Raw genomic sequence first — 14,886 nt, 5'->3', positions numbered from 1 at the left:
ATTTTTGAAAAGATGAAGCATCAGGAGAACTCTCTCCACGTCCAGCCGGGCCGTTTAGCGGTGATGGCATCCTTGATGTCTTGCGGCGGCTCGGTGACCTGCGCGGAATAGGTGCCGAACACTTCGAGTGTCTGCGTGCAGCGAGCGGCGTGGAACCACTTGCCGCAGCCATTGGCGTGCCGCCAGCGTTCAAAGTGAACACCCTTCGGGTTTTCACGCATGAACAGGTAGTCGTGGAACTCGTCTTCGGACGAGCCCGGGCCGAAACGCTTCAGATGCGCCTCACCACCAGCGGCCAGTTCGGTTTCTTCGGCGTCTACGCCGCAATAGGGGCAATTCAGGATTAGCATGTTGTCATCCTTTTGGCGGTCGGTCGGCGCGGGGGCCGACCTGAATTCTGTTTTCTGGCACCTTGGGGACCCCCCTTAGTGTGCCACCCCGGCGGCGACGCTTTCGTCAATGAAGCGGCCCTCTTTGAAGCGGTCCAGCGAGAAGGCTTCGGTCAGCGGTGAATGTCCCGTGGCCATCAACTGCGCCATCCCCCAGCCCGAGCCCGGAATCGCCTTGAAGCCACCGGTGCCCCAGCCGCCATTGATAAAGCAGCCCTGCAAAGACGTTTTCGACAGGATGGGCGAGCGGTCACCGGTCATGTCCACGATCCCGCCCCACTGACGCAGCATCTTCAGGCGCGAAATCATTGGGAAGGTTTCGACAAGCGCCCGCACCGTTTCCTCAATATGATGGAAAGACCCGCGCTGCGTGAAGTTGTTGAACCCGTCGGTTCCCCCGCCGATCACCATCTCGCCCTTGTCAGACTGAGACATGTAGCCGTGCACGGTGTTGGCCATCACAACCACATCCATGCAGGGTTTGATGGGCTCCGATACCAGCGCCTGCAACGCAACGGCTTCCAGCGGCAGACGGAAGCCCGCCATCTCGGCCAACTGACCCGAATGGCCCGCGACGACGATGCCCAGCTTGTCACAATCGATGGCACCCTTGGTGGTGTCGACCCCGACGACGCGACCTTTATCCGAGCGTATACCGGTGACTTCGCATTGCTGGATGATATCCATACCCATCGCCGAACAGGCACGCGCATAGCCCCACGCCACCGCATCATGGCGCGCAGTGCCCCCGCGTTCCTGCCAAAGGCCGCCCAGAACCGGATACCGGGGGCCGTCCAGGTTGATGATAGGCACCAGTTGCTTGACGCGTTCGGGACCGATCCATTCAGTCTTTACGCCTTGCAGGGCGTTGGCATGGGCCGTTCGCTGATAGCCGCGGATCTCGTGCTGGGTCTGCGCCAACATGATGACACCGCGCGGGCTGAACATGATGTTGTAGTTCAGCTCCTGGCTCAGGTCCTCGTAGAGGCTGCGCGCTTTCTCGTAGATTGCGGCAGACGGGTCCTGCAGGTAGTTCGAGCGGATGATCGTCGTGTTGCGGCCGGTGTTGCCACCGCCCAGCCAGCCTTTTTCGATAACCGCGACATTCTGAATACCGTAGTTCTTACCAAGGTAATACGCGGTCGCCAGACCATGACCGCCAGCACCAACGATGATGACGTCATAACGCTTCTTGGGTTCGGGTGAGCGCCAGGCGCGCTCCCATCCGGTGTGATAGCGCAGAGCTTCCCGCGCCACAGCAAAGGCTGAATAGTGTTTCATGTGCGAATCCATCCGGTTCGGTGATTGGGCGCAGATATGCCGTGTGAGTGCATTTTAGCCCTGCCGTGCAACGCCGCAATATAGCACTATTGCGACATGTCGCTCATTCGCGGCCATTTGTCCCTTTTGTCGGACGCCTCACAGGTCTAAGTCAGGGCAGCATCCTCGGAGGGACCATGACGTTCTGGGTTCTGATTTTTCTTGTCGCGCTGCTGATCGCAGCTTTTCTCAGCTTTACTCTGCTGCGCAAACGCCGTGGGGATGAACCCGCTGCGGCTTACGATCTGCGGGTTTATCGCGAACAGTTGGCCGGTGTGGACCGGGATCTGGCGCGCGGGGTCATTGGCGAGGCCGACGCTGAACGGGTCCGCACGGAAATTTCCCGCCGTATTCTGGCCGCAGACGACCAGATGAAAAAAGAGAGCGCCGACGCCGGGCCTTCTCGTACCGTTTCAGCGTTGTCGATCTTGGCAATCTCGCTGCTTCTGATCGGTGGCGCATTGGCGATGTATAATCGCACCGGGGCCGTCGGATTACCCGATATGCCTCTGACCGCACGGCTTGAATTGGCCAAAGAAGTGCGCGCCAACCGGCCATCCCAAAGCGCCGCGGAAGAGCTGGCGACCCCGCCCCAACCTGCGCAGCTGGACGAAAGCTATGCGAACCTGCTGAAGCAGTTGCGTGAAACGGTAGCGAACCGGCCAGACGATTTGCAGGGTCAGATGCTGCTGGCGCAGCACGAGACGAATGCAGGCAACTTCAAGGATGGGTACACCGCGCAGCAAAGGGTGATCGAACTGTCCGGCGACACTGCCACGGCCGACACTTACGCGGATTTGGCTGAAATGATGATTCTGGCGGCGGGTGGTTACGTCTCACCCGAAGCGGAACAGGCCCTGATCGAAGCGCTGAACCGTGACCCTCGTCACGGCCCGGCACGCTATTATTGGGGGCAGATGCTGGCCCAGATCGGGCGGCCGGACCTCGCCTATCGTATGTGGGTTGAAACGTTGCAGGATGCCCCGGCAGGTGCACCATGGGCCGGAGCGATACGGGCTCAGATCGACGAACTGGCATTTCGGGCCGGTGTATTCAATGCGCCGGATCTGAGCACGGCACCCGGCCCCAGTCAGGAAGACATGGCCGCCGCCGCAGAGCTGAGCCCCGAAGAACGGCAGCAGATGATTCAGGGTATGGTGGACCAGTTGTCTGATCGTCTGGCGACAGAAGGCGGGTCCCCCGAGGAATGGGCCCGTCTGATCGCCGCCTTGGGCGTTCTAGGCCAGGGCCAGCGTGCCATCGATATACGGGATGAGGCCATGGAAGTGTTTGCCGGCAACTCAGAGGCGTTGCAGATCATCGATGCGGCGGCCCTTCAAGCCGGGATCGCTCAATGATCCATGACGCTATCGAAGAATTTGCAGCAGCGCTGCAACCTATGAGTGCCCTTATGGGGCTGGACCTTGGGGAAAAGACAATCGGCGTCGCGGTGTCCGACCGGATGCGCGGCGTCGCCAGCCCGCTGGAAACGGTACGGCGCAAGAAATTCACGCTCGATTCCGCCCGCCTGATCGAAATTGTGACCGATCGCGAGATCGGAGGCATCTTGCTGGGGTTGCCCAAGAACATGGATGGCAGCGAAGGGCCAAGATGCCAGTCAACGCGGGCATTTGCCCGCAATTTGTCCCGCCTGACCGATTTGCCCATCGGATTTTGGGACGAACGGCTCAGCACAGTTGCGGCAGAAAAAGCACTGCTTGAGGCGGATACGACACGAAAACGTCGCGGACAGGTTATTGATCACGTTGCAGCCGGCTATATCTTGCAAGGGGCGCTGGACAGGCTGCGCTTTTTGTAACAGGTCGGAGACCAGTGATGACGAATATGGTTTGGAAAAGGAATGAGGTCGAAAGCCCTTGTGTCCAGATCTGTGTCGTTCACCCTACGGAACGTATCTGTACCGGCTGTTATCGCACGATTGATGAAATCACCCGCTGGTCCAAGATGGACAGCAGCGAACGCGCCGAAATCATGGAAAACCTGCCAACCAGAAAGCCGCGCCTCAGCAAACGCCGTGGCGGGCGTGCAGCGCGCATAAACGGCTCCTAAAGTCAGCCAGTCTGCTTTGGGGACGTATCCCTGCGGTCATTGGATTTGTCGTGGGCCGACCTGTTCGTGTCTTGCCCGCGCAGCTCTGTCTCGAACAGAGCTACAATTTCGGATCTACTCGTTTTTGCAGTCTCGGATTCTTCTCGTGCACGTTGGACATGTTTCTTGCAGGTCTTGACCACCTCGAATGAAGGCGTCTTTCGTGCAGTAAATCTTTCCATCAACAACTTAAATGTCATCGCAAACTTCCCGCTTCCAATAACTGTGCCGCCGCGGGCCGAGGTCGAGCTCCAAGAGGGGCCAGCTCATGAACGCATCTGTTCAACGTGAGTGGAGGCCCGCAGCGACACGGCGTAGGTAAGGGCACTTCCGGTCAATATTAGGGGGAAAACACACGGTTTTTGGTCTGGTTTGACGTTAACGTCAGATATTCCACGAAAAAACCCACCAGTTCCCTTACGTCACAACTTTTGTCCGGAACGGTGTCAAGACCTGTGGAAAGCGTGGAACGGCGGAAAAAGCCAATCAGATTTGGTCTCCTCGCGCTCAACGGCGCTTTGCCCTGACCTGCGGACACAACACAGGGGCCGCCTGCTGGCAGTTGAATCAGTTAAAACACGTGAGGGTATAGCGAAGTTCCTTATCCGGCGGCCAACCAGGTTTTGGCATTTTCGATATCCTCGGACGGAAAGAACTGAGTCCGTGTGCCCAACACATGACTGGCTACGCGTTGCGCCATGTGCTGCCAGCTTTTGTCCCCAACGATGGCTGCGCGGTCCAGTTGCCCGATATGTCGGCTGGCCAGACGAAAATGCGCTGCAAGAGCCGACAACCCCTGCCAGCCATCAAATTCCCTCAGGTCAATCAACAAGCGAAACCCGGATCGATCATGCAACAAAGCGTTCAGGTCGCGCTCTGCCTGCTTGTATTCCTCCGGGTCCAGCTTTCCCAAAAGGCTGATCTGAACACATGGGCCCTCCAGATCCGTCACGTGAATGGATCCCAGCGACTCGCGCATCCAGCGGCGCGCGGCCTCAAGCTCGGCCAATTCGAATACCTGAACGGGACACGGCAGGATCGGGGCCGCCAGTCGGATGCTGGTTTGCACCCAGCCCTGATCGGCAACAACCGCGATCCGATCGAAGCCCCGCCAGTGACTGAGCCCCAGCTTGGTGTCAGACCATGCCGCACCCAAATCATACCCCTTGAACTCCGGCTGCACGATGGCCAAAAGCCGAACCGAGTCGTGTTCGGTCAGCGCTGCTTCGATCGCAGGAACCAAGACATCCGCGTAGTCGGCGCTGGTGACTTGCCCCGACAACTCGACTTCTATCAAAGCACCATCAGAATTCGTATGGACCGTAATCATCGGTCAAAACCTCCAAAGCCAAACAATGACAGGAGGTTAAGGGGATTCGATCCATTCGGCTACACCCCCGGCACATTCCGGGCGGAAATAGGCGATCATCCGTCCATCCGGCCCTGCGTTTGCCGTGTCTGCCCAAGAGGCAACCCCGTGCAGACAGTGGCGGTGCAGCACGTAAGCCTCGCCCGGTTTGGCTGGCAATTCGATTCGCGGACAGGTTTCGAACACCTCGCGACGGGCTGATTGGTAGATATCCGTAATATCGACTTCATGCAGGCGCTCTTGTGGCTTCCCTGCAAGAGCGCGCCTGAACGCCGCACCCAGGATATGATGGCTGCCTTCCCACAACACCATGGGCGACGCATTCCGGCTGGCCTTGGTCAGCGGTATACCCAAAATCCAGGCATGCGGCTCATCCACGCGGCGGTGACGATCCGGCCCCATCGGGCGCAGGCCGTCCACATGGGCCGCGTCCCGGTTTTTGCGATACCGCGCGGCGGCCTCGTTTTCCCCCCGACGCGGACGTGGATATCCCGGATACATGACCGAGACTTGCCCCTTGTGAAGCGGCAATTCCCCAAAACGCTCTGCAATGAATGACATGGCGGTTCCGGCCAGAGGCCCCGATCGGCCAACCCTGCCCTGCGCGTCATTGGGCAACGCGTCGACACCAATGAACCACGTCCCTTCGCAGTCAAGCCAGTCAGCATGGGACGGATCCGTTATCGAGGCCCGTGCGGCGGGCAGCGCATGACCCACCCAAGCTGCAAGCACCCGATCATATGGAAATTTCACCCAGCCCTTGACGCGGAAGTCGGTCACAAACCTATTGCCTTGCGAAGCATATTGAGCGCCACCAGTGTAAGGAACACAGCGAATACGCGCTTCAAAGGTTTCGGGTCCATCGCATGGGCCAGCTTCACCCCCCAAGGCGCGGTGATCATCGTCATTGCCACGACAATACCGAAAGCCACAAGATTGACCGCCCCAATGGTCAGCGGTGGCCGATGTTCCGGTGCAATATCCATGAACAAAAACCCGATGACCGAGGGCACGGCAATGATCACACCAAATCCGGCCGCGGTTGCCACGGCACGGTGGATCGGCGTGTTGTAAAGACTCATCAGCGGCACACCAAAACTACCACCGCCTATCCCCATCAGAACGGAAAGAAACCCGACCGCGGGAGACAGGATGGCCCGCGTTATTCCACCGGGCATGACATCCCCTAGCCGCCAGTCCGAACGTCCCAGCCCAAGGTAAGCTCCGATCACCATTCCCAGTATGCCGAACAGCGCCTGCAAGGCCTCGGTGCGCAGAGCCGAAGCAACCAGAACCCCGATGATCGCCCCGACGACGATACCCGGCCCCCAACCGCGCAGGATATCCCAATCCACCGCACCCTTCTTATTGTGCGCAAGAACGGATCGGACCGATGTCACGATTATCGTTGCCAGCGACGTGGCCAGACACAGTTGCATCAACTGCGGACCGCCATATCCTAGAGTTTGAAACGCATAGAAAAAGGCGGGCACCAAAACAATTCCACCGCCAACCCCCAGCAATCCGGCAAGTACGCCGGCCAGCGCTCCGATCACAAGCAAAAGGCCCAGCATCTGGGTCAGCAACATCGTCTCGGGCATCGTTCCCCCTGCCGTTTAAACTTCTGCCATGGGCGCCACATGATCCAGTGCCCGCAGCATCACCTCGGGTCCGGCCCCATCCTGCACAGCCCCTTCCGACAAGGCACGCCGCCATGCGCGGGCTCCGGGACGACCTGCGAAAAGGCCCAACATATGACGCGTGATCTGGTGCAAACGCCCGCCGCCCGCAAGATGTCGTTCCACATAAGGCACCATGTGTTGAACGATCGCGAACGGATCACGCGTTGTTCCGGCACCAAAGATGCGTCGGTCAGCATCCGACAGGACATCGCCCGGCTGATGGTACGCGGCTCGGCCGATCATCACCCCATCCAGACCGGCTTCCAGATGTGCGGCTGCCTCGTCCAGCGTGTTGATGCCGCCATTGATCGATATGTGAAGATCCGAAAACTCATCCTTCATCCGATGCACAAGATCATAGTCCAAGGGCGGGATATCCCGGTTTTCCTTGGGGCTCAGCCCTTGCAACCACGCCTTGCGGGCATGGATTGTTACCCTTTGGCAACCTGCCGCGCTGATGTGCTCAAGAAACGCGGGCAATACCTCTTCCGGCTCCTGGTCATCCACGCCGATGCGGCATTTAACAGTGACATCCACGTTCACCGCTTCGCGCATGGCAGCCACACAGTCGGCAACGCGGCCTGGGTTTTTCATCAAGACAGCGCCGAAAGTGCCGGATTGCACCCGATCCGACGGACAGCCGCAGTTCAGATTGATCTCATCATACCCGGCCTCAGCCCCCAAACGCGCGGCCTGCGCCAATTCTTCCGGGTCAGAGCCGCCGAGTTGCAAAGCAACCGGGTGTTCTTCAGGAGAATGGTCCAACAGATGCACCGCCCCGCCACGCACGAGCGCCGGTGCCGTCACCATCTCGGTATACAGCAACGTTTCCGCGCTGAGCAGCCGATGAAAATAGCGACAGTGGCGATCTGTCCAATCCATCATCGGCGCCACGCTCACACGCGCTGCCTGTGTTGCCTTGCCTGTCACAGCAACGCCTCCATCCTGCTATGCTCCGAAATCCGATTGCCCGTCAGTGGTCTTGCCCATCCGAATCAAGTCAAAAAGCCCTAACACATTCCTCTGGCGGCGTCCCGACGGCGACCCTGAGGATTCAGCCGTTTCCGATCAGACACCATATCGACTCATCACCATCTGGACACTGCTTTCGATCGTTTCCGTCATCTCGGGTTCGCTGAGCGCCCCGCCCGTAAACAGCAGCGGCCAGAAGGCGCGTGCCTTGATCAGGCCAATGAATTCGCGCCCGGCCCGTTCCGGGTCATCGATCCGAAGCTGCCCATCCTCTGCCGCATCCTTGAGCATGGCAATGAATGTCGCCGTCTTGTCCAGCTTGCCCTGAGCTTCCGCCGCAAGCGTCGGGTTGCGCAAAGTTTCGCTGATCACCATCCGGGCCATCGCGATAACATCGGGCCGCATCAGAATACGTCCCTCGGCCCAGGCCAGTTCGGTCAGTTGCGTACGAATGTCACGACCTTTTTCATACCGGATTTCCAGCACTTCAGCAAAGCGACTGGACAATTCGACCACGATGGAGCGGAACAGGTTCTCTTTACTTTCAAAGTACTTGTACAACGTACGCTTGGACACTTCGGCCCTTGCTGAAATGCGGTCCATACTGGCCGCGGCAAATCCCTTTTCCTGGAACTCGGCCACGGCAGCTTCGATGATCTGTGTGCGCTTGGACGCATTCTGTGCGCTGCATTCGTTCATGTCAGAGCTATAGACCTGTTGACGCGCCTTGGTCAAACACTAGGTAAACGCAGGAGTTTACAGAGGCAAAACAATATGCCATGAGTAAACCCGCGAGTTTACCAAGTGCGGAAACCAGCACCAACAGGAGACCCCCTCATCATGGCTCTTACATTGAACCTGAACGGCAAAACCCACGAGGTTGATGCCGAACCCGGAACGCCTCTTCTCTGGGTGATCCGAGACGAATTGAAACTGACCGGCACAAAATTCGGCTGCGGCGTTGCGTCTTGCGGGGCCTGCACGGTGCATCTGAACGGTGAACCCGTCCGTTCGTGCCAGACTTTCATTGAAGACGTCGAAGGTGCCGAAGTCACGACCATCGAAGCTGTCGGTGACGACAAGATCGGTGCTGCCATACAACAGGCCTGGGTCGAGCTGGATGTCGTCCAGTGCGGCTACTGCCAGTCGGGTCAGGTGATGTCGGCTGTCGGGCTGTTGTCCGAGAACCCGAAACCGTCGGCTCAGGAGATTGACGAGTACATGTCCGGCAATGCCTGCCGCTGCGCCACCTATCAACGCATCCGCGCCGGTATCCAGCGCGCGTCCGAAATTCTGGAGGCCTGATCCATGACCATCAACACCTCTCGCCGTGGGTTTCTGAAAAGTGCCGCCGCTGCCGGTGCCCTCCTGCTGGTCGGCACCCGTCCAGACGGAGCACTGGCCGCGGCCTCGTCCGAGACCGCCCAGCTCAACCCGTTCGTGAAAATCGATGCGGATGGCACCGTGACCGCCATCGTCAAGCACTTTGAAAAAGGTCAGGGCCCAGCGACCGGCCTGCCGACGCTGATTGCCGAAGAAATCGGCCTGACCATGGACCAGATCGAATACGAGTTCGCCCCCTCGGATCCGAACGTCTACAACAACCTGCTGTTTGGTCAATTCCAGGGCACCGGCGGTTCGACCGCGATGGCGAATTCGTGGCTGCAATATCGTCAGGCCGGTGCTGCTGCGCGCGAAATGCTGATCAACGCCGCTGCGCAGAGCTGGGGCGTGGATGCATCCGCCATCACCATCGAAGACGGCATCGTCAAGGCGGGCGACAAGTCGGCTCCGATCGCTGAGTTCGTGTCTGCTGCGTCGCAACTGGACGCTCCGGCAGAGCCGCGCCTGAAAGACCCGTCCGAGTTCCGCCTGATCGGAAATGAAACGGTGCGCCGCAAGGATTCGGCAATCAAGGGCAACGGGCAGGCGATGTACGCGATGGACGTTCACCTGCCCAACCAGATGGTCGCCATGATCAAACGCCCGGAAGCGAAGGGCGGCATCGCCCTGGGTTTTGATGACAGCGCATCGAAAGAGGTCAAAGGGTATATCAATGCAGCCGTCCTGCCCAATCAGGCCGGTGTCGCGGTTTATGCCGAGAACACCTGGGCTGCGATCCAAGCACGCGATGCGCTTGAGGTCGAGTGGGACATTTCGGGCGCAGAAACCCGTGACTCGGACCAGATCAAGGCCGAGATCATGGCCGCGCTGGAGGCTGAGCCCACGTATAACGTGAACAAGGCAGATTTTGAAGCTGTGGCAGCCGCCATCGACGGTGCGGACAAGGTCGTTGAAAAAACGTTCTACTTCCCACTGCTGGCCCATGCTCCAATGGAGCCACTGAACTGCACGATCGAGCAAACAGCCGATGGTGACATCGTTCTGCATGACGGGGCGCAAATGCCGACAGGGCCACATATGGCCTACCAGCAGATCTTTGGCCTGCCCGCTGAGAAGATCCACATCAAGACCATGCTGGCGGGTGGCTCCTTTGGTCGCCGCGCAACTCCGGATGCGGATTATCAGGTCGAGGCAGCTCTGGCTTTTGTCGTCACTGACCGCTCGCGCCCGGTGAAACTGGTCTGGACGCGCGAAGACGATATCCGCAGCGGGTATTACCGCCCCGCCTTTGGCCACAAGGTCCGGGTTGGCCTGGATGCCGATGGCAAAATCGTCGGATGGCAGCATCAGGTAGCTGGCCAATCAATCATGAAAGGCACGGCCTTCGAGGCCTTCGCGGTGCATGACGGGGTCGACCACAGCTCTATCGAAGGTATCGCAGACAGCCCCTACCAGATTCCGGGAATGGCGCTGGGTTTAACAGATACGCCCAAGGCAACCTCGGTACTATGGTGGCGCTCTGTCGGACACACTCACACGGCCTATACGATGGAAACCATGATGGATCTCGTGGCCCAAGCGGCAAGGCGCGATCCGGTCGAGTTCCGCCTGGCCCATCTGTCCGGCGACGACAACCCGGACCAGCAGCGAAAGGCAGCTGTTTTAAAACTGGCGGCCGAAAAGGCAAACTGGGGCAATGCGCCAGAAGGTCGGTCACAGGGGATCGCTGTTCACAAGTCCTTTGGGTCTTACGCGGCTGAAGTGGTCGAAGTCTCGGGCGATACGGAAAGTGGCATCAAGATTGAAAAGGTCACCTGTGCCGTGGATTGCGGCATTGCCGTGAACCCGGATGTTGTGCGCGCCCAGATGGAAGGCGGCATCGGCTATGGCATTGGCCACGTGATGCGTGACCAGATCACTCTGACCAGCGGTGCTGTGGATCAATACAACTTCCCGGATTACGAACCGCTGCGTATTGGGGATATTGCCGCAATTGACGTACATATCGTGCCATCAGCCGAAGCGCCAACCGGCGTAGGAGAACCCGGCACGCCACCGTCAGCGCCTGCATTGGCCAATGCGATCAATGCGCTGTCAGGTGTGCATGTGGCGCAATTGCCCATGGAAGCGCATGGCGTAAGCTTCGCCTAAAAGCACCTCCCCGCGCCGGTCAAAACCGGCGCGGGGAGTTCCATGAACACCAAAGCCAAAATTTGATCAAATTTGATGACAAAGCAGATCCATTGAAGTAAATCACTGGGGAGTTTCACCGACGGAGCCCCCAATGGACCTGAGCGCCCTGCACAATTTCCGCGTTGCCGCATGTGATCTGAACGGTCAGATGCGCGGCAAACGCGTGCCCCCCGTCTATGCGGACAAACTGGAAAAGGGGGCTGTACGAATGCCATTCTCGGCACTGAACGTTGATCTGTGGGGCGCAGACATCGACGGTAGCCCGCTGGTCTTTGAAACCGGCGACGCAGATGGAGTGCTGCGCCCGACCGAACGCGGCCCGGTCCCCGTGCCCTGGCTGGATACGGAAACGGCGCTGGTGCCAATGAGCCTGTATGATGATGACGGCGTACCGTTCCCGGGCGACCCGCGGCATGCTCTGTCCGCCATACTCGACCGCTATGCACAACGCGGCTGGTCCGTTGTTGCCGCGACGGAGTTGGAGTTCACACTGGTTGATGCGTCTGGCGCGCAACCGCAACCGCCAGTGAATCCGATCACCGGGCGGCGCCTTACCGATGAGGCAGTTCTGTCGGTTGCTGAAATGGACGCGTTCGAAGCGTTCTTCACCGAACTGTACGACGGCTGCGCCGAAATGGGCATCCCCGCGCAGACGGCCATCTCGGAAAGCGGCATCGGCCAGTTCGAGATCAACCTGAACCATCAGGACGCCATGCGCTGTGCCGATGATACGTGGCTTTTCAAGGCATTGACGCGTGGATTGGCGCGCAAGCACGGATTTGCGGCAACCTTCATGTCCAAGCCTTATACTGATGACGCCGGCAACGGAATGCATGTGCATTTCTCGGTAGTGGACCAGAACGGGCACAATGTGTTCGACAACAACGGGCCGGAAGGCACTGAGATTTTGCGGTCTGCCGTCGCTGGCTGTGTCGCGGCCATGCCGGGCAGTACGCTGATATTTGCGCCCCACGGGAATTCCTACACACGGCTCATACCAGGGGCACATGCGCCCACGGGGGCCTGCTGGGCCTATGAAAATCGAACCGCAGCTATTCGCATCCCGGGCGGCCCCCCGGCTGCACGGCGCATCGAACACCGCGTCGCCGGCGGGGACATAAACCCGTATCTGATGCTAACCGCGGTTCTGGGCGCGGCACTTGTTGGCATCGAAGACAGTTTGACCCCACCTGCCCCGATCACGGGGAACGCCTATGACATTGCAGACCTGCCTCAGCTGATGCCGGATTGGTCGAGTGCGATTGACAGGTTCGCCTCTGATCCATTGGTGCCGCGTCTGTTCCCCGCAGACCTGATCCGCTATCTGACCATGACCAAGCGGCAAGAGATCACCCGATTTGCGAGCATCCCACCCGAGGATCACTGGCTGAGCTATCTCGAGGCGGTTTGACCCCCTTGCCGCTTCAATCAGTCTCGGTTAGGATTAATTTGATCAAATTTGGTGACACATGAAAATCGGTATTCTACAAACCGGCCACACCCCCGAAGTGCTGCAGGATGAATTCGGGGATTATGACGAGCTTTTCCCCACGCTGTTGGCTGGCAATGGGTTCGAGTTCGTGACCTTTGCCGTCGTGGACGGCACCTTCCCCGATAGTGCAGATGATGCGGATGGATGGGTCATTACCGGGTCTCGTCACGGGGTTTACGAAGCCCTGCCCTGGATTGCGCCGCTGGTAGCGTTGGTGCGCGAGATCCAACAAAGCGGAAAATCGCTGATCGGCGTTTGCTTTGGCCATCAGATCATTGCTCAGGCACTGGGTGGCAAGGTCGAGAAGTTCGCTGGAGGTTGGGCTGTAGGTCGTACTGAATACGAGTATGACGGCAACAAATTATGGCTGAATGCCTGGCATCAGGATCAGGTTGTTGAATTGCCAAAAGAGGCGCGGGTTCTGGGCCGGAATGCCTTCTGCGAAAACGCGATGCTGGCTTATGGGGACACAATCTGGACGGTTCAGGCCCACCCGGAATTCACCAACGGTTTCGTGGCAGGCCTGATGCGGACACGGGGCAAGGGCGTCGTCCCGGAGGATCTGATGCGCGAAGCCGCAAATCGCGAAACCGCGCTGGACGACAACGCCAAAATCGCGCGCCACATGGCCGATTTTCTAAAGAAAGAGAGAGCCTGATGGCTGATTGGACTGATAAACTGCCGGAAGCCGCCAAGGCGTATTTCCACGGACAGAGACTGGACGAAGTTGAATGCATCATTTCAGACCTGCCGGGTATTGCGCGCGGCAAGGCGGTGCCTGCATCAAAATTCGCAAAGCAATCCTATTTCCACCTGCCCGACAGCATCTTCTACCAGACCATCACAGGGGGCTGGGGCGAAGCTGCCGGTGATGACGGGTTCATCGAAAAGGACATGATCCTGAAACCCGATTTCTCGACAACCACCGCCGCACCCTGGACCGGCGACTGGACGCTGCAGGTGATCCACGACGCCTACAACCGGGATGGTGAACCGATTCCATACAGCCCGCGCAACGTGCTGAAACGTGTTGTACAGCTTTACCACGACAAAGGCTGGAAACCGGTAGTAGCGCCCGAGATGGAATTCTTTCTTGTTGCTCCCAATGTCGATCCGGCACAAGGGATCAAGCCAATGATTGGGCGCTCAGGTCGCCCCGCCGCCGCACGGCAGGCCTATTCCATGACGGCGGTGGACGAGTTCGGCCCGGTGATCGACGACATCTATGATTTCGCCGAACACCAGGGGTTCGAGATCGACGGCATCACGCAAGAAGGCGGCGCCGGGCAGTTGGAAATCAATCTGCGCCATGGCAACCCGGTAAAACTGGCTGACGAAGTCTTTTATTTCAAACGTCTGATCCGTGAGGCCGCGCTGCGGCACAATTGTTTCGCCACTTTCATGGCGAAACCGATCGAGGAAGAACCGGGTTCGGCCATGCACATCCATCACTCGATCATCGACATGGAAACCGGGCAGAACATCTTTTCTGGCCCACAGGGTGGCGAGACCGACGCGTTTTATCACTTCATCGCCGGGTTGCAAAACCATCTGCCCGCCGGTCTGGCGGTGATGGCACCTTACGTTAACTCTTACCGGCGCTATGTGAAAGATCACGCGGCACCGATCAATCTGGAATGGGCACGGGACAACCGTACCACCGGCATCCGTGTGCCCCTGTCGGGTCCGGAAGCGCGCCGTGTTGAGAACCGCATCGCCGGGATGGACTGCAACCCGTATCTGGGCATCGCGCTGTCGCTGGCCTGCGGTTATCTGGGATTGGTTCAGCAAGAGCGCCCGCGTCGTCAGTTCTATGGCGACGCTTATGAAGGCGAAGGAGATATCCCACAGGTCATGGGAGAAGCGCTGGATCTGTTTGACGAGGCCACTGCCCTGCACGAGGTTCTGGGCCCCGAATTCGCCCGCGTTTACGGCATCGTCAAACGGGCCGAGTACGAAGAGTTCCTGCAGGTCATCTCTCCTTGGGAACGTGAACATCTGCTGATCAACGTCTGA

At 58.9% G+C, this 14,886-nt stretch carries 15 protein-coding genes; 8 read left to right on the top strand and 7 right to left on the bottom strand.

The features are described 5' to 3' along the window. Positions 1 to 20: 20 nt before the first annotated feature. Positions 21 to 350, bottom strand: a complete 330-nt coding sequence (locus D1823_RS03010) for a sarcosine oxidase subunit delta (RefSeq protein WP_117868552.1) — start codon at positions 348 to 350, stop codon at positions 21 to 23. Positions 351 to 425: 75 nt separating this feature from the next. Beyond that, positions 426 to 1,670, bottom strand: coding sequence for a sarcosine oxidase subunit beta family protein (locus D1823_RS03005; RefSeq protein WP_117872663.1), 1,245 nt, complete (start codon positions 1,668 to 1,670; stop codon positions 426 to 428). Positions 1,671 to 1,846: 176 nt separating this feature from the next. Here D1823_RS03005 and ccmI point away from each other — a divergent pair, with 176 nt between their 5' ends. Genes ccmI through D1823_RS02990 form a run of 3 tightly spaced genes read left to right on the top strand, consistent with a single transcriptional unit; the run spans position 1,847 to position 3,779 of the window. Next, positions 1,847 to 3,067: a c-type cytochrome biogenesis protein CcmI gene (ccmI, locus tag D1823_RS03000; protein ID WP_117868551.1), complete on the top strand. Its 1,221-nt coding sequence runs from the start codon at positions 1,847 to 1,849 to the stop codon at positions 3,065 to 3,067. Continuing rightward, positions 3,064 to 3,528: a Holliday junction resolvase RuvX gene (ruvX, locus tag D1823_RS02995; RefSeq protein WP_117868550.1), complete on the top strand. Its 465-nt coding sequence runs from the start codon at positions 3,064 to 3,066 to the stop codon at positions 3,526 to 3,528. Before ccmI ends, ruvX begins: the two co-directional genes overlap by 4 nt. Before the next feature lie 17 nt (positions 3,529 to 3,545). After that, positions 3,546 to 3,779, top strand: a complete 234-nt coding sequence (locus tag D1823_RS02990; protein ID WP_117868549.1) for a DUF1289 domain-containing protein — start codon at positions 3,546 to 3,548, stop codon at positions 3,777 to 3,779. Between the two features lie 640 nt (positions 3,780 to 4,419). Here the strand turns inward: D1823_RS02990 and D1823_RS02980 are convergent. The 5 genes from D1823_RS02980 to D1823_RS02960 all read right to left on the bottom strand — a co-directional run bounded on the left by D1823_RS02980 (position 4,420) and on the right by D1823_RS02960 (position 8,540). Further along, entirely contained in the window at positions 4,420 to 5,148 is a 729-nt protein-coding gene (locus tag D1823_RS02980; protein WP_117868547.1) for an STAS/SEC14 domain-containing protein, read from the bottom strand. Positions 5,149 to 5,184: 36 nt separating this feature from the next. Beyond that, positions 5,185 to 5,967, bottom strand: coding sequence for a hypothetical protein (locus D1823_RS02975; protein WP_117868546.1), 783 nt, complete (start codon positions 5,965 to 5,967; stop codon positions 5,185 to 5,187). Next, complete coding sequence (locus D1823_RS02970; protein WP_117868545.1) at positions 5,964 to 6,788, bottom strand: sulfite exporter TauE/SafE family protein; 825 nt, start codon at positions 6,786 to 6,788, stop codon at positions 5,964 to 5,966. The genes D1823_RS02975 and D1823_RS02970 overlap by 4 nt, the downstream gene beginning before the upstream one ends. Before the next feature lie 15 nt (positions 6,789 to 6,803). Next, entirely contained in the window at positions 6,804 to 7,799 is a 996-nt protein-coding gene (gene dusA, locus D1823_RS02965) for a tRNA dihydrouridine(20/20a) synthase DusA (protein ID WP_256369659.1), read from the bottom strand. A 138-nt stretch (positions 7,800 to 7,937) separates the two neighbouring features. Next, complete coding sequence (locus D1823_RS02960; RefSeq protein WP_117868544.1) at positions 7,938 to 8,540, bottom strand: TetR/AcrR family transcriptional regulator; 603 nt, start codon at positions 8,538 to 8,540, stop codon at positions 7,938 to 7,940. A 141-nt stretch (positions 8,541 to 8,681) separates the two neighbouring features. On the opposite strand from D1823_RS02960, the gene D1823_RS02955 reads away from it, so the two are divergent. From D1823_RS02955 to D1823_RS02935, 5 genes are all read left to right on the top strand, one after another. Then, entirely contained in the window at positions 8,682 to 9,146 is a 465-nt protein-coding gene (locus D1823_RS02955) for a (2Fe-2S)-binding protein (protein WP_117868543.1), read from the top strand. A 3-nt stretch (positions 9,147 to 9,149) separates the two neighbouring features. After that, complete coding sequence (locus D1823_RS02950) at positions 9,150 to 11,336, top strand: xanthine dehydrogenase family protein molybdopterin-binding subunit (protein WP_117868542.1); 2,187 nt, start codon at positions 9,150 to 9,152, stop codon at positions 11,334 to 11,336. Positions 11,337 to 11,469: 133 nt separating this feature from the next. Next, the gene (locus D1823_RS02945; protein ID WP_117868541.1) at positions 11,470 to 12,789 is read left to right on the top strand and encodes a glutamine synthetase family protein; all 1,320 of its coding nucleotides are present in this window, start codon (positions 11,470 to 11,472) and stop codon (positions 12,787 to 12,789) included. A gap of 58 nt (positions 12,790 to 12,847) precedes the next feature. Beyond that, the gene (locus D1823_RS02940; RefSeq protein WP_117868540.1) at positions 12,848 to 13,528 is read left to right on the top strand and encodes a type 1 glutamine amidotransferase; all 681 of its coding nucleotides are present in this window, start codon (positions 12,848 to 12,850) and stop codon (positions 13,526 to 13,528) included. Further along, positions 13,528 to 14,886, top strand: coding sequence for a glutamine synthetase family protein (locus D1823_RS02935; RefSeq protein WP_117868539.1), 1,359 nt, complete (start codon positions 13,528 to 13,530; stop codon positions 14,884 to 14,886). The genes D1823_RS02940 and D1823_RS02935 overlap by 1 nt, the downstream gene beginning before the upstream one ends.

It is taken from the genome of Ruegeria sp. AD91A (genome assembly GCF_003443535.1).
Lineage (GTDB): Bacteria > Pseudomonadota > Alphaproteobacteria > Rhodobacterales > Rhodobacteraceae > Ruegeria.
Note: the sequence above shows the minus strand (reverse complement) of the source record. Positions and strands in the feature narration are given on the sequence as shown.

Bases quoted from the DNA above. Each gene is read 5' to 3' on its own strand.
- ruvX (WP_117868550.1), top strand. From the start codon at position 3,064: ATGATCCATGACGCTATCGAAGAATTTGCAGCAGCGCTGCAACCTATG.
- D1823_RS02990 (WP_117868549.1), top strand. From the start codon at position 3,546: ATGACGAATATGGTTTGGAAAAGGAATGAGGTCGAAAGCCCTTGTGTC.
- D1823_RS03010 (WP_117868552.1), bottom strand. From the start codon at position 350: ATGCTAATCCTGAATTGCCCCTATTGCGGCGTAGACGCCGAAGAAACC.
- D1823_RS02940 (WP_117868540.1), top strand. From the start codon at position 12,848: ATGAAAATCGGTATTCTACAAACCGGCCACACCCCCGAAGTGCTGCAG.
- ccmI (WP_117868551.1), top strand. From the start codon at position 1,847: ATGACGTTCTGGGTTCTGATTTTTCTTGTCGCGCTGCTGATCGCAGCT.
- D1823_RS02945 (WP_117868541.1), top strand. From the start codon at position 11,470: ATGGACCTGAGCGCCCTGCACAATTTCCGCGTTGCCGCATGTGATCTG.
- D1823_RS02935 (WP_117868539.1), top strand. From the start codon at position 13,528: ATGGCTGATTGGACTGATAAACTGCCGGAAGCCGCCAAGGCGTATTTC.
- D1823_RS02960 (WP_117868544.1), bottom strand. From the start codon at position 8,540: ATGAACGAATGCAGCGCACAGAATGCGTCCAAGCGCACACAGATCATC.
- D1823_RS02970 (WP_117868545.1), bottom strand. From the start codon at position 6,788: ATGCCCGAGACGATGTTGCTGACCCAGATGCTGGGCCTTTTGCTTGTG.
- D1823_RS03005 (WP_117872663.1), bottom strand. From the start codon at position 1,670: ATGAAACACTATTCAGCCTTTGCTGTGGCGCGGGAAGCTCTGCGCTAT.
- D1823_RS02955 (WP_117868543.1), top strand. From the start codon at position 8,682: ATGGCTCTTACATTGAACCTGAACGGCAAAACCCACGAGGTTGATGCC.
- D1823_RS02980 (WP_117868547.1), bottom strand. From the start codon at position 5,148: ATGATTACGGTCCATACGAATTCTGATGGTGCTTTGATAGAAGTCGAG.
- D1823_RS02950 (WP_117868542.1), top strand. From the start codon at position 9,150: ATGACCATCAACACCTCTCGCCGTGGGTTTCTGAAAAGTGCCGCCGCT.